The organism is Streptomyces umbrinus (assembly GCF_030817415.1).
Taxonomy (GTDB): Bacteria; Actinomycetota; Actinomycetes; order Streptomycetales; family Streptomycetaceae; genus Streptomyces; species Streptomyces umbrinus_A.
Genome location: NZ_JAUSZI010000002.1, coordinates 9469455 through 9489524 on the forward strand (window position 1 = coordinate 9469455; position 20070 = coordinate 9489524).

A 20070-nucleotide genomic window follows, 5' to 3' on the forward strand; every position below is an offset into this window, starting at 1 on the left:
ATGTCGAAACTCGGCACCCTCGGCGCCCGGCTCCACCGCGGCGAGATCGGCTACGACTTCGTCGGCAAGCGCAAGATCTGGTATGGCGTTTCGATCCTGATCACCATCACGGCCATCGTCGGCCTGGCGGTGCGAGGCCTGAACATGGGCATCGAGTTCCAGGGCGGCGCCGTCTTCACCACCGAGAAGACCAGCATCTCGGTGAGCCAGGCCGAGACGTACGCGGAAGAGGCCTCCGGCCACGACGCGATCGTCCAGAAGCTCGGCAACGGCGGACTGCGCATCCAGATCGCCGGCATCGACACCGGCAAGTCCGACCAGATCAAGCAGGAGCTCGCCAAGGACCTGAAGGTCGACGCGGAGAAGATCAACGCCGACCTGGTCGGCCCCAGCTGGGGTGATCAGGTCGCGAACAAGGCCTGGCAGGGCCTGGCGATCTTCCTGGTCCTGGTGGTGATCTATCTGGCGATCGCCTTCGAGTGGCGGATGGCCGTGGCCGCCCTCGTGGCGCTCATCCACGACATCACCATCACCGTCGGCGTCTACGCCCTGGTCGGCTTCGAGGTCACCCCGGGCACGGTGATCGGTCTGCTGACGATCCTCGGTTACTCGCTCTACGACACCGTCGTCGTCTTCGACAGTCTCAAGGAGCAGACGAAGGACATCACCAAACAGACCCGCTGGACCTACAGCGAGATCGCGGACCGCTCGATCAACGGCACCCTGGTGCGTTCCATCAACACCACGGTGGTCGCGCTGCTCCCGGTCGGCGGCCTGCTGTTCATCGGTGGCGGTGTGCTCGGCGCGGGCATGCTCAACGACATCTCGCTGTCGCTGTTCGTCGGCCTCGCGGCCGGTGCGTACTCCTCGATCTTCATCGCCACGCCGCTCGTCGCCGACCTCAAGGAGCGCGAGCCGCAGATGAAGGCCCTGCGGAAGCGCGTGCTCGCCAAGCGGGCCGCGGCCGCCGCGAAGGGCGAGTCCCTGGAGGCCCCGGTCGTCGACGAGCGCTACGACGAGGACGAGCCGGAGGACGCGACGCCCGCGGTCGTCGGACCGCGCGCCCAGCGTGCCCAGCCGTCGTCGCGCGGCAGGGGGCGCGGCCGGCCGTCGGGGAAGCGTCGATGACCGGTATCGAAGAGCTGCTGCTCAGCCGTATCCGTGACGTCGCGGACTATCCGGAGCCGGGAGTGATGTTCAAGGACATCACCCCGCTCCTGGCAGACCCGGCGGCGTTCACGGCACTCACCGACGCGCTGGCCGAGATCAGCGTCCGCAGCGGCGCCACGAAGATCGTCGGCCTGGAGGCCCGCGGCTTCATCCTGGGCGCGCCCGTCGCGGTCCGCGCGGGGCTCGGCTTCATCCCCGTACGCAAGGCGGGCAAGCTCCCCGGAGCGACGCTCGGCCAGACGTACGACCTGGAGTACGGCTCCGCCGAGATCGAGGTGCACGCCGAGGACCTGAGCGCGGACGACCGCGTCATGGTCGTCGACGACGTCCTCGCCACCGGCGGCACCGCCGAGGCTTCCCTCCAGCTGATCCGCCGGGCCGGTGCCCGAGTCGCGGGTGTCGCCGTCCTCATGGAGCTCGGTTTCCTGGGCGGCCGCGCCCGGCTGGAGCCGTCCCTGGACGGAGCCCCGCTGGAGGCGCTGCTCAAGGTCTGAGCAACCCCTGGGGCGCCCGTACGACACGTCCTGGGCGCCTGTAGGACACCGCGGAGGCGGGCCCGGAGGAATCCGGTGCCCGCTTCTCGCGTTTCTCCCGTAGAAGGCGGTCTCACCGGCCGAAGGCGAGTCCGGAGCCCAGGATCGCTACCATGGGGTCTCCGGAGCCTGACCGGGGACCCGGATCGCGCACGAGGAGTCCTCTTGCCAGACGAGGCCCAGCCACTCACCGCCGCCAAGCCCGAGAAGTCCGCGGCGCCCGCAGGCACGCCCGCACCGCCCGCGAGCGCGCCCGCGAAGAACGGCTCAGCCGAGCCCGCGGCCGGAGCCAAGGCGGCCGAGCAGCCACGCCCCGAGCCGGCCGCCCCCGAGCGCCAGGCACCCGCGTCCGCGGCCCGCCCCACGGCCGGCCAGCCCGCACGCACCGGCGGCGGCTCCTCCAACCGCGTACGCGCCCGTCTGGCCCGGCTCGGCGTCCAGCGGTCCAACCCGTACAACCCGGTCCTGGAACCCCTGCTGCGGATAGTGCGCAGCAACGACCCGAAGATCGAGACCGCCACCCTGCGGCAGGTCGAGAAGGCCTATCAGGTCGCCGAGCGCTGGCACCGCGGCCAGAAGCGCAAGAGCGGCGACCCGTACATCACGCACCCGCTCGCCGTGACGACGATCCTCGCCGAGCTGGGCATGGACCCGGCCACGCTCATGGCGGGCCTGCTGCACGACACCGTCGAGGACACCGAGTACGGCCTCGACACCCTCAAGCGGGACTTCGGCGACCAGGTCGCCCTGCTCGTCGACGGCGTCACCAAGCTCGACAAGGTCAAGTTCGGCGAGGCCGCCCAGGCCGAGACCGTCCGCAAGATGGTCGTCGCCATGGCCAAGGACCCGCGCGTCCTGGTCATCAAGCTCGCCGACCGCCTGCACAACATGCGCACCATGCGCTACCTCAAGCGCGAGAAGCAGGAGAAGAAGGCCCGCGAGACGCTGGAGATCTACGCTCCGCTGGCGCACCGCCTGGGCATGAACACCATCAAGTGGGAGCTGGAGGACCTCGCCTTCGCGATCCTCTACCCCAAGATGTACGACGAGATCGTGCGCCTGGTCGCCGAGCGCGCCCCCAAGCGCGACGAGTACCTCGCCATAGTGACCGACGAGGTCCAGTCCGACCTGCGCGCCGCCCGCATCAAGGCGACCGTCACCGGCCGTCCGAAGCACTACTACAGCGTCTACCAGAAGATGATCGTCCGCGGCCGTGACTTCGCGGAGATCTACGACCTGGTGGGCATCCGCGTCCTCGTCGACACGGTCCGCGACTGCTATGCGGCACTGGGCACCGTCCACGCCCGCTGGAACCCGGTTCCGGGGCGGTTCAAGGACTACATCGCGATGCCCAAGTTCAACATGTACCAGTCGCTGCACACGACGGTGATCGGTCCGAACGGCAAGCCGGTCGAACTCCAGATCCGTACGTTCGACATGCACCGCCGCGCCGAGTACGGCATCGCCGCGCACTGGAAGTACAAGCAGGAGCCCTCCGCCGGCGCCTCCAAGGTGCGCACGGACGCGCCCAGGGGCCTCGGCAAGGACAAGGACGCCGTCAACGACATGGCGTGGCTGCGCCAACTGCTCGACTGGCAGAAGGAGACCGAGGACCCCAGCGAGTTCCTGGAGTCCCTGCGCTTCGACCTGTCCCGCAACGAGGTCTTCGTCTTCACGCCGAAGGGTGACGTCATAGCGCTCCCGGCCGGGGCGACGCCGGTGGACTTCGCGTACGCGGTCCACACGGAGGTCGGCCACCGGACCATAGGAGCACGGGTCAACGGCCGCCTCGTACCCCTCGAATCCACCCTGGACAACGGCGACCTGGTCGAGGTCTTCACCTCGAAGGCGGCCGGCGCGGGTCCGTCCCGCGACTGGCTGGGCTTCGTGAAGTCCCCGCGCGCCCGCAACAAGATCCGGGCCTGGTTCTCCAAGGAGCGCCGCGACGAGGCGATCGAGCAGGGCAAGGACGCCATCGCGCGCGCCATGCGCAAGCAGAACCTGCCGATCCAGCGCATCCTCACCGGCGACTCGCTGGTCACGCTCGCGCACGAGATGCGCTACCCCGACATCTCGTCCCTGTACGCGGCGATCGGCGAGGGCCATGTGGCCGCGCAGAACGTCGTGCAGAAGCTCGTCCAGGCGCTGGGCGGCGAGGAAGCGGCCACCGAGGAGATCGACGAGAGCGTCCCGCCGGCGCGCGGCCGCGGCCGCAAGCGCCGGTCGAACGCCGACCCGGGCGTCGTCGTCAAGGGCGTCGACGACGTATGGGTCAAGCTCGCCCGCTGTTGTACGCCCGTCCCCGGCGACCCGATCATGGGCTTCGTCACGCGCGGCAGCGGTGTGTCGGTCCACCGCACCGACTGCGTCAACGTCGACTCGCTGTCCCGCGAGCCCGAGCGCATCCTCGAGGTCGAGTGGGCGCCCACCCAGTCCTCGGTCTTCCTGGTCGCCATCCAGGTGGAGGCACTGGACCGCTCACGGCTCCTGTCGGACGTCACCAGGGTCCTGTCCGACCAGCACGTCAACATCCTGTCGGCGGCCGTCCAGACGTCCCGCGACCGGGTGGCCACCTCCCGCTTCACCTTCGAGATGGGCGACCCGAAGCACCTGGGCCACGTCCTGAAGGCGGTCAGGGGAGTCGAGGGCGTGTACGACGTGTACCGGGTGACGTCGGCGCGCAGGCCGTAGACGGTCCGGCCACAAATCGGCCACTACGTGGAGGGGGCTTCCGTACGAAACGTACGGAAGCCCCCTCCACGTAGAAGCGGAAAACCGTGGAAGGGCTCAGTGGCCCTGCCCCGGTGACCTCGGTGGCCTCAGCCGCCGAACTCCTGCAGACCCTTCAGAGCCTGCTCAAGGAGCGCCTGGCGGCCGTCGAGCTCCTTCTGGAGCTTGTCGGCCCGCGCGTTGTTGCCGGAGGACCGCGCCGACTCGATCTGGCCCTGCAGCTTGTCCACGGCCGCCTGGAGCTGACCGGTCAGACCCTCGGCACGCGCGCGTGCCTCCGGGTTCGTCCGGCGCCACTCGGCCTCCTCGGACTCCTGGAGCGCCCGCTCCACCGTGTGCATCCGGCCCTCGACCTTCGGGCGGGCGTCACGCGGCACATGGCCGATGGCCTCCCACCGCTCGTTGATCGAGCGGAAGGCGGCCCGCGCCGCCTTCAGGTCGTGCACCGGGAGGAGCTTCTCGGCCTCCTCGGCCAGCTCCTCCTTGAGCTTCAGGTTCTCCGTCTGCTCCGCGTCCCGCTCGGCGAAGACCGAGCTGCGCGCCGCGAAGAACACGTCCTGGGCACCGCGGAAGCGGTTCCACAGGTCGTCCTCGTGCTCGCGCTGGGCACGGCCCGCGGCCTTCCAGTCCGCCATCAGCTCGCGGTAGCGGGCGGCCGTCGGACCCCAGTCCGTCGAGGCGGACAGCGACTCGGCCTCCGCGACCAGCTTCTCCTTGGTCTTGCGGGCCTCCTCGCGCTGCGCGTCCAGCGACGCGAAGTGCGCCTTGCGGCGCTTGGAGAACGCCGAGCGCGCGTGCGAGAAGCGGTGCCACAGCTCGTCGTCGGACTTCCGGTCGAGCCGCGGCAGACCCTTCCACGTGTCCACGAGCGCCCGCAGCCGCTCACCGGCGGCCCGCCACTGGTCGGACTGGGCCAGCTCCTCCGCCTCGACGACCAGCGCCTCCTTGGAGTGCCTGGCCTCGTCGGACTGCTTCGCCCGCTGCGCCTTGCGCTCCTCGCGGCGTGCCTCGACCGTCTCGACGAGCTTGTCCAGCCGTACCTTCAGCGCGTCCAGATCCCCGACCGCGTGGTGGGCGTCCACCTGCTCGCGAATGTGGTCGATGGCGATCTGGGCGTCCTTCGCCGACAGGTCGGTGGTCTTCACTCGTCGTTCGAGGAGGCCGATCTCCACGACCAGGCCCTCGTACTTGCGCTCGAAGTAGGCCAGTGCCTCGTCGGGAGAACCGGCCTGCCAGGAACCGACGACCTGCTCGCCGTCGGCCGTACGCACGTACACGGTCCCCGTCTCGTCGACGCGGCCCCACGGGTCGCTGCTCACAGCGCCTCCTCCACATGATGCCTGCGTGGGGCTGCTTTACCCCCGGGCATCGTCCACAGTTTCGTCACGGCCAACATAGGCGACCGGCGGGGCGGCTGTCCGCATCCCGCGCGACCGAAATTTCGCTGCTGGAGGTCAGGATTTCGTCACGGTCGCCTTGTCGATCACGACGGTCGCATTGGGTGCGCCGTCGCCCTGGCCAGTGCTCTCGCCGGCCTTGGCGATTTTCTCCATGACCTTCATACCCGATTCGGAAATAGTCCCGAACGGTGTGTAGTTGGCCGGCAACGGACTGTCCTGGTACACGAGGAAGAACTGGCTGCCGCCGGAGTTGCGGCCCTCCTTCGTCTGGGCGTTGTACTGGTTGGCCATCGCCACCGTGCCCGCCGGGTACGTGTCGCCCTTGAGGCGCTTGTCCTTGAGGTTCTCGTCCGGAATCGTGTAGCCGGGGCCGCCCATGCCGGTGCCCTGCGGGTCGCCGCACTGCAGCACGAAGATGCCGTTCGTGGTCAGGCGGTGGCACTTGGTGTGGTCCAGATAGCCCTTGCCCACCAGGAAGTTGAACGAGTTCACGGTGTGCGGGGCCTTCGAGGCCGGCATGTCGATGTCTATCGTGCCGCAGGTCGTCTGCAGCTTCATCGTGTAGTCCGCCGACTTGTCGATGGTGATCGCCGGCTCCTTCTTGTAGCTCAGCGACTTCACCTTGCCCGCGGCGGCCTTCTCGCAGGGGTCCGGTGCCTTGCTGGGCGCGGAGGGGCTCGGGCTCGCCTCGGCGGCCGCGTCCGACTTGTTGTCGTCGTTCTTGAAGACCCCGGTCGCGTACGACACCACGCTGCCCACGACGACCACGCCGAGGACCGACGCGATCACCGCGTTGCGAGCGTGGGCCTTGCGCCGAGCGGACGTGCGCCGCTGCTGTTGCCGCAAGAACTTCTCCCGGGCGAGCTGACGCCGCCGCTGTTCCTGGGTGACCACCGGGTTATCTCCTCATGCGTCTCGTACGTCAGGTGGGACGCGTGCGTCTGTTGAGCCGACCGCCTGCGTGTGACCCGTACCGTATATGGGTTCGCTGTGGTTCCGGCAGCGCCGGTAGGCTCTGATCCACAGCCGGACCATTCCCCCGTACGACATACCGAAGGACGAACGTGCTCATTGCCGGGTTCCCCGCCGGGGCCTGGGGCACCAACTGTTATCTGGTCGCCCCCGCCGCAGGCGAGGAGTGCGTGATCATCGACCCGGGCCATCAGGCCGCCCAGGGAGTCGAGGACACGCTGAAGAAGCATCGGCTCAAGCCCGTCGCGGTCGTCCTCACGCACGGCCACCTCGACCATGTCGCCTCGGTCGTCCCGGTGTGCGGCGCGCACGACGTGCCCGCGTGGATCCACCCCGAGGACCGGTACATGATGAGCGACCCCGAGCGGGCACTCGGCCGTTCCATCGGGATGCCGCTGATGGGCGAGCTGACCATCGGGGAGCCGGACGACGTGAAGGAGCTGACGGACGGCGCCGCGCTGAAGCTGGCCGGCCTCGACTTCTCCGTCGCGCACGCGCCCGGCCATACGAAGGGGTCGGTGACGTTCCGGATGCCCGAGACCACGGACATCCCGTCCGTGTTCTTCTCCGGGGATCTGCTCTTCGCCGGCTCCATCGGACGCACCGACCTGCCCGGCGGCTCCCACACCGAGATCCTCGACTCGCTGGCCCGTGTGTGCCTGCCGCTCGACGACTCGACCGTGGTGCTGTCCGGCCACGGCCCCCAGACGACCATCGGCCAGGAGCGCGCCACCAACCCGTACTTGCGGCAGGTGGCGGCGCCCGGCCCGGGAGCGGACCCGACCTCCGCTCCTCGACGAGGAATGTGACGAGACTTCCCGTGAGCACCTTCAAGGCCCCCAAGGGCACGTACGACCTGATTCCGCCGGACAGCGCGACGTTCCTCGCGGTGCGCGAGGCGATCGCCGCGCCCCTGCGGAACTCCGGCTACGGATACATCGAGACGCCCGGATTCGAGAACGTCGAACTGTTCGCGCGCGGGGTCGGTGAGTCCACCGACATCGTCACGAAGGAGATGTACGCCTTCGAGACCAAGGGCGGCGACCAACTGGCGCTGCGCCCCGAGGGCACGGCCTCCGTGCTGCGCGCCGCCCTGGAAGCCAACCTGCACAAGGTGGGCAACCTCCCCGTCAAGCTCTGGTACTCGGGCTCGTACTACCGCTACGAGCGCCCCCAGAAGGGTCGTTACCGCCACTTCTCGCAGGTCGGCGCCGAGGCGATCGGGGCCGAGGACCCGGCCCTGGACGCCGAGTTGATCATCCTGGCCGACCAGGCGTACCGCTCGCTCGGGCTGCGGAACTTCCGGATCCTCCTCAACTCGCTGGGCGACCAGGAGTGCCGTCCCGTCTACCGGGCCGCGCTCCAGGACTTCCTGCGGGGGCTGGACCTGGACGAGGAGACGCTCCGGCGGGCCGAGATCAACCCGTTGCGGGTCCTGGACGACAAGCGCGACGACGTCCAGAAGAAGCTGGTCGGGGCTCCCTTGCTGCGGGACTATCTCTGCGACGCGTGCAAGGCGTACCACGAGGAGGTGCGCGAGCTGATCACGGCCGCCGGTGTCTCCTTCGAGGACGATCCGAAGCTGGTCCGTGGGCTGGACTACTACACCCGCACCACCTTCGAGTTCGTGCACGACGGTCTCGGTTCGCAGTCCGCGGTCGGTGGCGGCGGTCGCTATGACGGCCTGTCCGAGATGATCGGTGGTCCTGCGCTGCCGTCCGTCGGGTGGGCTCTCGGGGTCGACCGTACGGTCCTCGCGCTGGAGGCCGAGGGCGTGTCCCTCGAACTTCCCGCGTCCACCAGTGTGTTCGCGGTGGCGCTCGGGGACGAGGCTCGACGGGTGCTCTTCCGGGTGGTGACCGAGTTGCGCCGGAACGGGGTCGCGGCCGACTTCTCCTACGGGGGCAAGGGGCTCAAGGGGGCCATGAAGAACGCCAACCGCAGTGGGGCCCGCTACACCGTCGTCGCCGGCGAGCGCGACCTCGCCGAAGGCGTCGTCCAGCTCAAGGACATGGAGTCCGGCGAGCAAGTGGCTGTGGGCGTGAACGAGATCGTGGCGGAACTGGAGTCGCGGCTCAGCTGAGCGGTGGGCTGGGCTTGCGTTTTCTCGCCCCCGCCGCCCCTACCCGTCCCGTCCTTCTGGGGCTCTGCCCCAGACCCCGTTGTCGGGTGCGGGCCGGTGGGGGCTGGTCGCGCAGTTCCCCGCGCCCCTTGGGTGACTCAGCCTCTCCGGCGTTTGAGGAGCGGGGGTTCGGGGGCCGGCCCCCGAGTAGTGACGATGGGGGTCCCCCCGCTCGAGCGAAGCCGAGAGTGGGGGAGGGTAGGGGCGGCGGGGGCGAGAACCCTCAGTCCAGCAAGCCGAACCGCATCGCGTTGGTCACCGCCGCGGTCCGGTCGTCCACCCCCAACTTGCCGAACGCCCGCAGCAGATGGGTCTTCACCGTCGACTCGCCGATGAAGAGCCGCCGCCCGATCTCCGCGTTCGTGCACCCGTCCGCGACCAGCCGCAACGCGGCGACCTCCCGGGCGGACAACCGCGGCCGCTCCGGCGCGGCACGGAGCCGGTCGACCAAGCCGAGCGGCGACGGCCGGCGCCAGCACGGTCTCGCCCCGCGCAGCGGCCCGTACCGCGTCCGCCGGCGCCCCACGCGGCAGATCCTTGAGCAGATAGCCCGCGGCCGTGACGTCGTCGCTGAAGATCGACGCGAAGAGGAACAGGAAGACGATCGGGAAGGCGAAGGTGAACACCGCCTGGTCGCGCTGACGGAAGAACAGCCTGGTCTCCAGCGCGCCCCGGTGGAGGCCCAGGCCCCAGGCGCCGGGGAGCTGTCCTGCGGCGGCCCCGGACCGTACGAAGGCCGTGGTCATCGTGCCTCCTCCTGCCCGGTCAGCCGTAGGTAGACGTCCTCCAGGGTGGGGCGGCTCACCCGCAGTCCTGGGATCTCCCCGTCGAAGCGGCGCATGAGTTCGGTGATCGTGCGGGTGGGTGTCCCGGTGTGTTCGCGACGCGGGGTGCCGTCGGGCTCCGTCCACTCGACGGTGGCCTCGGTGCCGTACCGGTCGCGCAGGGCCGCCGGTTCTCCCTCGGCCACCACCCGGCCCTTCGTGATCACCGCGAGCCGGTGTGCGAGTGCCTCCGCCTCCTCCAGGTAGTGCGTGGTCAGCAGGATCGTCGTGCCCTCGTCGGACAGCTTCCGGATCAGGTCCCGGAACCGGCGGCGGGCTCCCGGGTCGAAACCGGTCGTGGGCTCGTCCAGGAGCAGCAGTTCGGGGCCGCCGATCACACCGAGCGCCACGTCGAGCCGCCGCCGCTGACCGCCCGACAGCGCCTTGGTCCGGCTGCCCGCCTTCTCCTCAAGACCCACCAGACCGATGACCTCCTCCGGGTCGCGCGGCTTCGCGTAGTAGCGCGCGAAATGCCGCACGGTCTCGCGCACCGTCAACTCGGCGGGCGCGGATTCGTCCTGCCAGACGATGCCGACCCGCGAACGCCACGCGCGCGTGCCCGTCGACGGGTCCGAACCCAGGACCGAGACGTCACCCGCGTCCCTGGAACGGTTGCCCTGGAGGATCTCCACGGTGGTGCTCTTGCCCGCGCCATTGGGTCCGAGCAGGCCGAAGACCTCGCCCCGCCGTATCCCGAGATCGATGCCGTCGGCGGCGGTCACGTCCCCGTACCGCTTGCGCAGTCCTCGTACGTGCACGGCGAGTTCGTTCATGTGTGCTGCCATGCCGTCGAGCGTCCCGCCGAAGCGAACGTTCCGGGACCACCGTGCGTACTTCCTTATGTCCATCGAACGGTGGACACGCGCGCGTGTGCGGCACAATGACTGTGCCCGGAAGGCCCCCTCAAGCTACGGAAACGGCGTGATGAGCAAGACGACAGTCAGGGAAGGCATCAGCACCGACCCCCACGACCAGGAGGGTGCAGAGGCGCCACCGTCCGTGGGCGGCGGTCGTTTCCTCGCCCTTCTGCTGGTGATCACGGGCGCGGCCGGACTGCTGGCCTCCTGGGTCATCACCATCGACAAGTTCAAGCTGCTGGAGGACCCGAACTTCACCCCGGGCTGCAGCCTGAACCCGGTTGTCTCCTGCGGCAACATCATGAAGAGCGACCAGGCTTCCGCCTTCGGGTTCCCGAACCCGATGATGGGCCTCGTCGCCTACGGCATCGTGATCTGCGTCGGCATGAGCCTGCTCGGCCGCGCCACCTTCCCGCGCTGGTACTGGCTGACGTTCAACGCGGGCACGCTGTTCGGCGTCGGCTTCTGCACCTGGCTGCAGTACCAGTCGCTGTACAACATCAACTCGCTGTGCCTGTGGTGCTCCCTCGCCTGGGTCGCGACGATCATCATGTTCTGGGCCGTGACCTCGCACAACGTCCGCAACGGCTTCCTGCCGGCGCCGGGCTGGGTCAAGGGCTTCCTCGGCGAGTTCGCCTGGGTGCTGCCGGTCATGCACATCGGGATCATCGGCATGCTGGTCCTGACGCGCTGGTGGGACTTCTGGACCAGCTGAGTTCCACCGGGCCGACGGCGTTGTCAGTGGCGTGACATAGGGTTTTGGACGTGGAGCCCGACCTGTTCACCGCCGCAGCCGAAGAACGCCAGGAGAAGGACCCGTCCAGCAGCCCCCTGGCCGTACGGATGCGCCCGCGCACCCTCGACGAGGTGGTGGGCCAGCAGCACCTGCTGAAGCCGGGCTCACCCCTGCGCAGACTGGTCGGTGACGGCGGGGGTCCGGCGGGCCAGTCCTCGGTCATCCTCTGGGGACCGCCGGGCACCGGCAAGACGACCCTCGCGTACGTGGTCTCCAAGGCCACCGACAAGCGCTTCGTGGAGCTCTCCGCGATCACCGCCGGCGTCAAGGAGGTCCGCGCGGTCATCGAGGGCGCCCGCCGCGCCACCGGCGGCTTCGGCAAGGAGACCGTCCTCTTCCTCGACGAGATCCACCGCTTCAGCAAGGCCCAGCAGGACACCCTGCTCCCGGCCGTCGAGAACCGCTGGGTGACGCTGATCGCCGCGACCACCGAGAACCCGTACTTCTCGGTGATCTCCCCGCTGCTGTCCCGCTCGCTGCTCCTGACCCTCGAACCGCTCACGGACGACGACCTGCGCGGACTGCTCCGCCGGGCCCTCGCCGACGAGCGCGGCCTCAAGGAGGCCGTCACCCTCCCCGAGGACACCGAGGAGCACCTGCTGCGGATCGCCGGGGGCGACGCGCGCCGCGCGCTGACCGCGCTGGAGGCCGCGGCCGGGTCGGCGCTCGACAAGGGCGAGCCGGAGATCACCCTCCAGACCCTGGAGGAGACGGTCGACCGGGCAGCCGTGAAGTACGACCGCGACGGCGACCAGCACTACGACGTGGCGAGCGCCCTGATCAAGTCCATCCGCGGCTCGGACGTGGACGCCGCGCTGCACTACCTCGCCCGGATGATCGAGGCCGGCGAGGACCCCCGGTTCATCGCCCGCCGCCTGATGATCTCCGCCAGCGAGGACATCGGCCTGGCCGATCCGAACGCGTTGCCGACGGCGGTCGCCGCCGCCCAGGCCGTCGCCATGATCGGTTTCCCCGAGGCCGCGCTCACCCTCAGCCACGCCACCATCGCCCTCGCCCTCGCGCCCAAGTCGAACGCGGCGACGACGGCGATCGGCGCCGCCATGGAAGACGTACGCAAGGGCCACGCTGGCCCCGTACCGATGCACCTGCGCGACGGGCACTACAAGGGCGCGGCCAAGCTCGGCCACGCCCAGGGGTATGTGTACCCGCACGACCTGCCCGAGGGAATCGCCGCCCAGCAGTACGCGCCGGAGGAGCTCAAGGACCGCGAGTACTACACCCCCACCCGCCACGGAGCCGAGGCGCGCTACGCGGACGCGGTGGAGTGGACCAGGAAGCACCTCGGTCGAGGGCGGTCCTGACCACCCTGTAGACTCCTCGAAGCGCTGCGTCCCGTGTCCGGCCTCCTCTGACGAGGAAGCCGACATCACCAGAACGGGACATCCAGCCGGAGCCCTCACCGCAAGGCGGGGATTCCAGGAGCGTCGCGCACCGTCGAAGGTGTCGCGGGCAGCCCACCACCCTCCCGGATCTCCGGGAACCGGTCGGTGGGCCACTCGCGTGCTGCACGTATGTGCCCAGCACAGGGAGCGGCTGCCCCGCAGGTCCGACCGACCGGACCCGCAGGGTTTCCCTGGCTGCGGATTGCGACCTCCCCTAACCCTGGTGAAGCCGTATTCGCATCAGAAACATGAGGTGTTTGGTTCATGCCGAACCAGTCCCGCCCCAAGGTCAAGAAGTCGCGTGCCCTCGGCATCGCGCTGACCCCGAAGGCCGTCAAGTACTTCGAGGCCCGCCCCTACCCGCCGGGCGAGCACGGCCGTGGCCGTAAGCAGAACTCGGACTACAAGGTCCGTCTGCTCGAGAAGCAGCGTCTGCGTGCGCAGTACGACGTGTCCGAGCGCCAGCTCGTCCGCGCCTACGAGCGTGCCGCCAAGACGCAGGGCAAGACCGGTGAGGCCCTGGTCATCGAGCTGGAGCGTCGTCTCGACGCACTGGTTCTGCGTTCGGGCATCGCCCGCACGATCTACCAGGCCCGCCAGATGGTCGTTCACGGCCACATCGAGGTCAACGGTGGCAAGGTCGACAAGCCGTCGTTCCGCGTCAAGCCCGACGACGTCGTGATGGTCCGCGAGCGCAGCCGCAGCAAGACGCTGTTCGAGGTCGCCCGTGCCGGTGGCTTCGCCCCCGACGGCGAGACCCCGCGCTACCTCCAGGTGAACCTCGGCGCCCTGGCCTTCCGCCTGGACCGCGAGCCGAACCGCAAGGAGATCCCGGTGATCTGCGACGAGCAGCTCGTCGTCGAGTACTACGCCCGCTGATCACCCTCAGCCGGATGTAGCACCACCTGTGCGTCAGCCCGTCGTCTCCCCACCCTTGCGGGTGGGCGAGGCGGCGGGTTTGCGCATGTCAGGGGGGTCCGGCAGCCCGCGCGGCGGCGGCAGCGCACCGAGCAGCCGCTGCCGGGTGTGCCCGAGCGCCCTGCCCACCGCCGCCTGCCGGCCGAGCCGCGCACCGGCCCGTACGCACTCCTCGTACCGCTCGTCGCCCAGCCGTTCCCGGGCCGTCGCCTCGCACTGTTCGTGCGGGGCGTTGTAGTAGGCGGAGCCGAACAGAGGCAGGCCCACCGACGGCCAGATCCGGGACGCGGAGCCCTGGAGTACCGCGGCCTCGGAGGCGTCGCCCTCCGCCGCCGTGATCAGCGCGAGCAGCTCCATCGCCAGGACCGTGCCGAGCAGGTCGTTGAAGACGTGGTTGATGTCCAGGCACTCGACCAGCAACCGCCGGGCGCCTGGCAGATCGCCCTCGGTCCAGGCCACGTACGCCAGGACGTACAGCGCGTAGGCGAGGGTCCAGCGCTCGCCGTGGTCCGTACAGACCCGGCGCACGTCCTCGCACAGGTGGACCGCGCCCGGCAGATCGCCCTGGAAGGCCAGCGTCATCGCCAGCTCGACCTGGCCCATCAGGACGTTGCTGTTGAGCTCGCCGATCTCCTGATAGCGGTCGAGCGCCGAACGCAGCAGTGTCTCCGCACGGGCCATGTCGTCGGTGACCAGGGCCAGACAGCCGGTGCGGTGCTCGGCATAGGCCAGCGCGAGGGGGTTGCCGCTGTCCTCCGCCTTCTCCCGGCACTCGGCGAGCGCGGCGAGCGCCGACACCTTGTCGCCCTGGAGGATCGCCACATAGCCGAGCACCCACAGCGCCTTCAGCCGCGAGCGCTCGTGCTCGGTGTCGAGGAGGACGGTCCGCTCCAGCCAGTGCCGCCCCTCCGACAGCCGGCCGCAGCCGACCCAGTAGAACCAGAGCGTGCCCGCGAGGTACTGGCCGAGATGGCCGCCGCCCGGCTCGGACAGACACTGCTCCATGGCACAGCGCAGATTCGGCAGCTCCGCCTCCACGCGCGCGGCCACCTCGCGCTGACGGGGCGAGAACCAGTCCAGCTCGCACCAGGTGGCGAGCCCCATGTACCAGTCGCGGTGGCGCCGCCGCAGCCGAGCCGTGTCGCCCGTCGCCGCCAGCCAGTCGGCGCCGTACGCCCGGACCGTGTCCAGCATGCGGTAGCGCACACCCGCCTGGGTCTCCTCGCGGGTGACCACCGACTGGGCGAGCAACTCGCCCAGCACGTCGAGGATGTTGTCGGGGTGCAGGCCGTCGCCCCCGCACACGTACTCCACGGCCTCCAGGTCGAACTGCCCGGCGAACACCGAGAGCCTCGACCACAGCAGCCGCTCCTCCGGCGTGCACAGCTCATGGCTCCAGCCGATCGCCGTCCGCAGCGTCTGGTGGCGGGGGAGCGCGTCGCGCCCGCCGCCCGTCAGCAACCGGAAACGGTCGTCGAGCCGCATCAGCAGCTGCGCGGGGGAGAGGGTCCGCAGCCGTCCCGCCGCCAGCTCGACCGCGAGCGGGATGCCGTCGAGCCGTCGGCACAGTTCGCGCACGTCCGCACGGTTGCCGTCGTGGAGGGTGAACCCCGGTGTGCTCTCGGCCGCACGGTCCGCGAACAGCTCGGCGGCCTCCCGCTCGGTCAGCGGCGCCAGCGGGAACAGCCGCTCGCCCTCCACCGCCAGCGGCCTGCGCCCCACGGCGAGCACCCGCAGCCCCGGCGCCCGCCGCAGCAACTCACCGACCAGCGAGGCACACGCGTCCACCAGATGCTCGAACCCGTCCAGTACGAGCAGGAGTTGACGCTTCGACAGATGGTCGAGCAGCGCCTGACGCGGCGGCCGGGACGTGTGATCCGTCAGACCGAGGGCCTCGACGACCGCGTAGTCGACGAGTTCCGCCTCCCGCACCGCGGCCAGGTCCACGCTCCCCCACTCTCGGCTTCGCTCGAGCGGGGGGACCCCCATCACCCCGGCGCGCGGCCGGGTTCTGGCCGCCGCACGCGCCGCGAGCCGTGACTTGCCGACCCCGCCAAGACCCGTCACGGTGACCAGGCGTGCCGCGCCGAGGGCCGCACCCAGTTGTGTGAGTTCGGCCGAGCGGCCCACGAACGCGTTGAGCTCCAGGGGCAGATTCCCGGCCCGGTGACCGCCGGCCCCCGCACCGGAACGCCGAGAACGTCGCATGGGGAACGGAGCGTACTCATCCGTAAGCACTCCGTACAATCGCTTCGGGCAACTCCGGCGCCGGCGGGCGGTAATCCGGTACGGAGCCCCAGCCCCGGCGCGATAGGCTCGGGGGACGACTTTTCGATGTTTTCGATGTTGAGGCACGATCCAGGGAGCGGGTGCGCAGTGTCCGGTGGAGAGGTGGCCGGGATCCTGGTGGCCGTCTTCTGGGCGATCCTGGTCTCCTTCCTCGCGGTGGCACTCGCGAGGCTGGCCCAGACGCTCAGGGCGACCACCAAGCTCGTCGCGGACGTGACCGACCAGGCCGTCCCGCTCCTGGCAGACGCCTCCTCGGCCGTGCGCTCCGCACAGACCCAGATCGACCGGGTGGACGCCATCGCGTCGGACGTCCAGGAGGTCACGTCGAACGCGTCGGCGCTCTCCACGACCGTCGCCTCCACCTTCGGCGGCCCCCTCGTGAAGGTCGCGGCTTTCGGCTACGGCGTGCGCCGGGCCATCGGCGGCCGCCGCGAGGACGCGCCCGCCAAGCCCGCGCGACGTACCGTGATCGTGGGCCGCACCGTCCCGTCGGCGCGACGGGGAAAGCGGAAGAAGGACTGACGCAGCGATGTTCCGCCGTACGTTCTGGTTCACCGCGGGCGCAGCCGCCGGTGTGTGGGCCACCACCAAGGTCAACCGCAAGCTCAGGCAGCTGACGCCCGAGAGCCTCGCGGCCCAGGCAGCCAACAAGGCGCTCGAAGCGGGCCACCGCATCAAGGACTTCGCACTCGACGTCCGCGACGGCATGGTCCAGCGGGAGGCCGAACTCGGCGAGGTGCTCGGGCTGAACGCCGATCCCGAACTGCCCTCCCCGCGGCGCGTCGCGGCCATCGAGAACAGCAATGACCCGAAGTACAGCAAGAACCCGACGTATGTCGAGAGGTCGACGTACTCGTACAACCGGAATGAGGACCACTGATGGAGTCGGCCGAGATTCGTCGCCGCTGGTTGAGCTTCTTCGAGGAGCGCGGTCACACCGTCGTCCCTTCGGCGTCGCTCATCGCGGACGACCCGACTCTGCTCCTGGTCCCGGCCGGCATGGTGCCCTTCAAGCCCTACTTCCTGGGTGAGGTCAAGCCGCCCTACGCCCGCGCCACCAGCGTCCAGAAGTGCGTCCGTACGCCGGACATCGAAGAGGTCGGCAAGACCACCCGGCACGGCACGTTCTTCCAGATGTGCGGCAACTTCTCCTTCGGCGACTACTTCAAGGAAGGCGCCATCAAGTACGCCTGGGAGCTGCTCACCAGCCCCCAGGACAAGGGCGGTTACGGCCTGGAGGCGGAGAAGCTCTGGATCACCGTGTACCTGGAGGACGACGAGGCCGAGCGCATCTGGCACGAGGTCGTCGGCGTGCCCAAGGAGCGCATCCAGCGCCTCGGCAAGAAGGACAACTACTGGTCCATGGGCGTCCCGGGCCCCTGCGGCCCGTGTTCCGAGATCAACTACGACCGCGGCCCCGAGTTCGGCGTCGAGGGCGGCCCCGCCGTCAACGACGAGCGGTACGTGGAGATCTGGAACCTCGTCTTCATGCAGTACGAGCGCGGCGAGGGCACCTCGAAGGAGGACTTCGAGATCCTCGGCGACCTGCCGAGCCAGAACATCGACACGGGCCTCGGTCTGGAACGCCTCGCGATGATTCTGCAGGGCGTGCAGAACCTGTACGAGATCGACACCTCCATGGCCGTCATCAAGAAGGCCACCGGGCTGACCGGCGTCGAGTACGGCAGCGGCAAGGACTCCGACGTCTCCCTGCGCGTGGTCACCGACCACATGCGGACGTCCGTGATGCTCATCGGTGACGGTGTCACCCCGGGCAACGAGGGCCGCGGCTATGTGCTGCGCCGCATCATGCGCCGCGCCATCCGCAACATGCGGCTGCTGGGCGCCACGGGTCCGGTGGTCAAGGACCTCGTCGACACCGTCATCGAGATGATGGGCCGGCAGTACCCGGAACTCGTCTCCGACCGTGAGCGCATCGAGAAGGTCGCCGTCGCCGAGGAGAACGCCTTCGTCAAGACGCTGAAGGCCGGCACGAACATCCTCGACACCGCCGTCACGGAGACCAAGGCCGCCGGCGGTCAGGTCCTCGCCGGCGACAAGGCCTTCCTGCTCCACGACACCTGGGGCTTCCCGATCGACCTCACCCTGGAGATGGCCGCCGAACAGGGCCTCTCCGTGGACGAGGACGGCTTCCGGCGCCTGATGAAGGAGCAGCGGGAGCGCGCCAAGGCCGACGCCAAGTCCAAGAAGACCGGCCACGCCGACATGGGCGCCTACCGCGAGATCGCGGACGCCGCCGGCGAGACCGACTTCATCGGCTACTCGGACACCGAGGGCGAGTCCACGGTCGTCGGCATCCTCGTCGACGGTGTCTCCTCGCCGGCCGCCACCGAGGGCGACGAGGTCGAGATCGTCCTCGACCGCACCCCGTTCTACGCCGAGGGCGGCGGCCAGATCGGTGACACCGGCCGCATCAAGGTCGACACCGGTGCCGTCGTCGAGATCCGTGACTGTCAGAAGCCGGTCCCAGGGGTGTACGTCCACAAGGGCGTCGTCCAGGTCGGCGAGGTGACCGTCGGTGCCAAGGCCCAGGCCGTCATCGACGTACGCCGCCGCACGGCCATCGCCCGCGCCCACTCGGCCACCCACCTCACGCACCAGGCCCTGCGCGACGCCCTCGGTCCGACGGCCGCCCAGGCCGGTTCCGAGAACCAGCCGGGCCGCTTCCGCTTCGACTTCGGCTCCCCGGCCGCCGTGCCCACGGCCGTCATGACCGACGTCGAGCAGAAGATCAACGAGGTGCTCGCCCGCGACCTGGACGTGCACGCCGAGATCCTGAGCATCGACGAGGCCAAGAAGCAGGGCGCCATCGCCGAGTTCGGCGAGAAGTACGGCGAGCGCGTCCGGGTCGTCACCATCGGCGACTTCTCCAAGGAGCTGTGCGGCGGTACGCACGTGCACAACACCGCCCAGCTGGGCCTGGTGAAGCTGCTCGGCGAGTCGTCGATCGGTTCCGGCGTACGGCGTATCGAGGCCCTGGTGGGTGTCGACGCCTACAACTTCCTCGCCCGTGAGCACACGGTCGTCGCCCAGCTCCAGGAGCTGATCAAGGGACGTCCGGAGGAGCTCCCGGAGAAGGTCTCCGCCATGCTCGGCAAGCTGAAGGACGCCGAGAAGGAGATCGAGAAGTTCCGCGCCGAGAAGGTGCTGCAGGCCGCCGCCGGTCTCGCCGGGTCCGCCAAGGACGTGCAGGGCATCGCACTTGTCACCGGCCAGGTGCCGGACGGCACGGGTGCCGACGATCTGCGCAAGCTGGTCCTCGACGTCCGCGGCCGCATCCAGGGCGGACGGGCCGCCGTGGTGGCCCTGTTCACGACGGTCAACGGCAAGCCGCTGACGGTCATCGCCACCAACGAGGCCGCCCGCGAGCGCGGCCTCAAGGCGGGTGACCTGGTGCGTACGGCCGCCAAGACCCTCGGTGGCGGCGGTGGCGGCAAGCCGGACGTCGCCCAGGGCGGTGGCCAGAACCCGGCCGCCATCGGTGACGCCGTCGACGCCGTCGAGCGCCTCGTGGCCGAGTCGGCCAAGTGAGCGAGGGCGAGCGGGTCATGCGCCGCGGCCGCCGTCTCGCCATCGACGTCGGGGACGCCCGGATCGGGGTCGCCTCGTGCGACCCCGACGGGATCCTCGCCACTCCGGTGGAGACTGTGCCGGGACGCGATGTCCCCGCCGCCCACCGGCGCCTGAAGCAGCTCGTCGAGGAGTACGAGCCGATCGAGGTCGTGGTCGGACTCCCTCGCTCCCTCAAGGGGGGCGAGGGCCCGGCCGCCGTCAAGGTCCGCGCCTTCGCAACTGACCTCGCCCGGGGGATCGCACCCGTTCCGGTGCGCCTCGTGGACGAGAGGATGACCACAGTGACGGCCAGTCAGGGACTGCGCGCCTCGGGCGTGAAGTCCAAGAAGGGCAGATCGGTCATCGACCAGGCAGCGGCCGTGATCATCCTCCAGCAGGCACTGGAGTCCGAACGGGCGTCGGGTACATCTCCGGGCGAGGGCGTCGAAGTGGTCATCTGATCGCGGTACGGTAACGTTCCGC

Annotated in this window: 16 protein-coding genes and 2 pseudogenes; 12 read left to right on the plus strand and 6 right to left on the minus strand. The window is 69.7% G+C overall.

Annotation, left to right across the window (positions count from 1 at the left end):
• From secF to QF035_RS41865, 3 genes are all read left to right on the plus strand, one after another.
• Positions 1-1128 (plus strand): protein translocase subunit SecF, encoded by a 1128-nt coding sequence (gene secF, locus QF035_RS41855; RefSeq protein WP_307526607.1) that lies wholly within the window; start codon positions 1-3, stop codon positions 1126-1128.
• Positions 1125-1664, plus strand: coding sequence for an adenine phosphoribosyltransferase (locus tag QF035_RS41860; protein WP_307526609.1), 540 nt, complete (start codon positions 1125-1127; stop codon positions 1662-1664). The genes secF and QF035_RS41860 overlap by 4 nt, the downstream gene beginning before the upstream one ends.
• Positions 1665-1868: 204 nt before the next feature.
• Entirely contained in the window at positions 1869-4394 is a 2526-nt protein-coding gene (locus QF035_RS41865) for a RelA/SpoT family protein (protein ID WP_307526610.1), read from the plus strand.
• Positions 4395-4522: 128 nt separating this feature from the next.
• Here the strand turns inward: QF035_RS41865 and QF035_RS41870 are convergent, their stop codons facing one another.
• Positions 4523-5752, minus strand: coding sequence for a DUF349 domain-containing protein (locus QF035_RS41870; RefSeq protein WP_307526612.1), 1230 nt, complete (start codon positions 5750-5752; stop codon positions 4523-4525).
• Between the two features lie 135 nt (positions 5753-5887).
• On the minus strand, positions 5888-6727 hold the full coding sequence (locus QF035_RS41875; protein WP_307526614.1) for a peptidylprolyl isomerase: 840 nt from the start codon (positions 6725-6727) through the stop codon (positions 5888-5890).
• Between the two features lie 170 nt (positions 6728-6897).
• Here QF035_RS41875 and QF035_RS41880 point away from each other — a divergent pair, with 170 nt between their 5' ends.
• On the plus strand, positions 6898-7614 hold the full coding sequence (locus QF035_RS41880; protein ID WP_269650534.1) for an MBL fold metallo-hydrolase: 717 nt from the start codon (positions 6898-6900) through the stop codon (positions 7612-7614).
• Between the two features lie 11 nt (positions 7615-7625).
• A complete protein-coding gene (gene hisS, locus QF035_RS41885) occupies positions 7626-8888 on the plus strand; it encodes a histidine--tRNA ligase (RefSeq protein WP_307526617.1) in 1263 nt (420 codons plus the stop codon).
• A gap of 262 nt (positions 8889-9150) precedes the next feature.
• Here hisS and QF035_RS41890 read toward each other — a convergent pair.
• The 3 genes and pseudogenes from QF035_RS41890 to QF035_RS41900 form a co-directional block, all read right to left on the minus strand.
• A pseudogene (locus QF035_RS41890) lies at positions 9151-9484 on the minus strand (LuxR C-terminal-related transcriptional regulator); the annotation flags it as partial.
• Positions 9476-9673 (minus strand): annotated as a pseudogene (locus QF035_RS41895) (ABC transporter permease); the annotation flags it as partial. The pseudogenes QF035_RS41890 and QF035_RS41895, both read right to left, overlap by 9 nt.
• Positions 9670-10536, minus strand: a complete 867-nt coding sequence (locus tag QF035_RS41900; RefSeq protein ID WP_307526619.1) for an ABC transporter ATP-binding protein — start codon at positions 10534-10536, stop codon at positions 9670-9672. The gene QF035_RS41900 and the pseudogene QF035_RS41895, both read right to left, overlap by 4 nt.
• Before the next feature lie 139 nt (positions 10537-10675).
• Between QF035_RS41900 and QF035_RS41905 the strand changes: the two genes are divergently transcribed.
• The 3 genes from QF035_RS41905 (at position 10676) to rpsD (ending at position 13686) form a co-directional block, all read left to right on the plus strand.
• Complete coding sequence (locus QF035_RS41905; protein WP_307526621.1) at positions 10676-11323, plus strand: vitamin K epoxide reductase family protein; 648 nt, start codon at positions 10676-10678, stop codon at positions 11321-11323.
• 50 nt (positions 11324-11373) lie between these two features.
• Positions 11374-12726 (plus strand): replication-associated recombination protein A, encoded by a 1353-nt coding sequence (locus QF035_RS41910; protein WP_269650537.1) that lies wholly within the window; start codon positions 11374-11376, stop codon positions 12724-12726.
• A gap of 345 nt (positions 12727-13071) precedes the next feature.
• Positions 13072-13686 (plus strand): 30S ribosomal protein S4, encoded by a 615-nt coding sequence (gene rpsD, locus QF035_RS41915; protein WP_055614429.1) that lies wholly within the window; start codon positions 13072-13074, stop codon positions 13684-13686.
• Between the two features lie 33 nt (positions 13687-13719).
• Here the strand turns inward: rpsD and QF035_RS41920 are convergent, their stop codons facing one another.
• The gene (locus QF035_RS41920) at positions 13720-15933 is read right to left on the minus strand and encodes an ATP-binding protein (protein ID WP_307526625.1); all 2214 of its coding nucleotides are present in this window, start codon (positions 15931-15933) and stop codon (positions 13720-13722) included.
• A 135-nt stretch (positions 15934-16068) separates the two neighbouring features.
• On the opposite strand from QF035_RS41920, the gene QF035_RS41925 reads away from it, so the two are divergent.
• Genes QF035_RS41925 through ruvX form a run of 4 tightly spaced genes read left to right on the plus strand, consistent with a single transcriptional unit; the run spans position 16069 to position 20048 of the window.
• Positions 16069-16536 (plus strand): DUF948 domain-containing protein, encoded by a 468-nt coding sequence (locus QF035_RS41925; RefSeq protein WP_143635401.1) that lies wholly within the window; start codon positions 16069-16071, stop codon positions 16534-16536.
• A gap of 7 nt (positions 16537-16543) precedes the next feature.
• The gene (locus tag QF035_RS41930) at positions 16544-16894 is read left to right on the plus strand and encodes a DUF6167 family protein (RefSeq protein ID WP_055614426.1); all 351 of its coding nucleotides are present in this window, start codon (positions 16544-16546) and stop codon (positions 16892-16894) included.
• Positions 16894-19566 carry an alanine--tRNA ligase gene (gene alaS, locus QF035_RS41935; RefSeq protein WP_307526628.1) on the plus strand — a complete coding sequence of 891 codons (2673 nt, stop codon included), beginning with the start codon at positions 16894-16896 and terminating at the stop codon, positions 19564-19566. The genes QF035_RS41930 and alaS overlap by 1 nt, the downstream gene beginning before the upstream one ends.
• Positions 19567-19583: 17 nt before the next feature.
• The gene (gene ruvX, locus QF035_RS41940; RefSeq protein WP_307531817.1) at positions 19584-20048 is read left to right on the plus strand and encodes a Holliday junction resolvase RuvX; all 465 of its coding nucleotides are present in this window, start codon (positions 19584-19586) and stop codon (positions 20046-20048) included.
• Positions 20049-20070 lie beyond the last annotated feature (22 nt).

Bases quoted from the DNA above. Each gene is read 5' to 3' on its own strand.
- QF035_RS41925 (WP_143635401.1), top strand. From the start codon at position 16,069: ATGTTGAGGCACGATCCAGGGAGCGGGTGCGCAGTGTCCGGTGGAGAG.
- alaS (WP_307526628.1), top strand. From the start codon at position 16,894: ATGGAGTCGGCCGAGATTCGTCGCCGCTGGTTGAGCTTCTTCGAGGAG.
- ruvX (WP_307531817.1), top strand. From the start codon at position 19,584: ATGCGCCGCGGCCGCCGTCTCGCCATCGACGTCGGGGACGCCCGGATC.
- QF035_RS41930 (WP_055614426.1), top strand. From the start codon at position 16,544: ATGTTCCGCCGTACGTTCTGGTTCACCGCGGGCGCAGCCGCCGGTGTG.
- QF035_RS41905 (WP_307526621.1), top strand. From the start codon at position 10,676: ATGAGCAAGACGACAGTCAGGGAAGGCATCAGCACCGACCCCCACGAC.
- QF035_RS41900 (WP_307526619.1), bottom strand. From the start codon at position 10,536: ATGGCAGCACACATGAACGAACTCGCCGTGCACGTACGAGGACTGCGC.
- secF (WP_307526607.1), top strand. From the start codon at position 1: ATGTCGAAACTCGGCACCCTCGGCGCCCGGCTCCACCGCGGCGAGATC.
- QF035_RS41860 (WP_307526609.1), top strand. From the start codon at position 1,125: ATGACCGGTATCGAAGAGCTGCTGCTCAGCCGTATCCGTGACGTCGCG.
- rpsD (WP_055614429.1), top strand. From the start codon at position 13,072: ATGCCGAACCAGTCCCGCCCCAAGGTCAAGAAGTCGCGTGCCCTCGGC.
- QF035_RS41920 (WP_307526625.1), bottom strand. From the start codon at position 15,933: ATGCGACGTTCTCGGCGTTCCGGTGCGGGGGCCGGCGGTCACCGGGCC.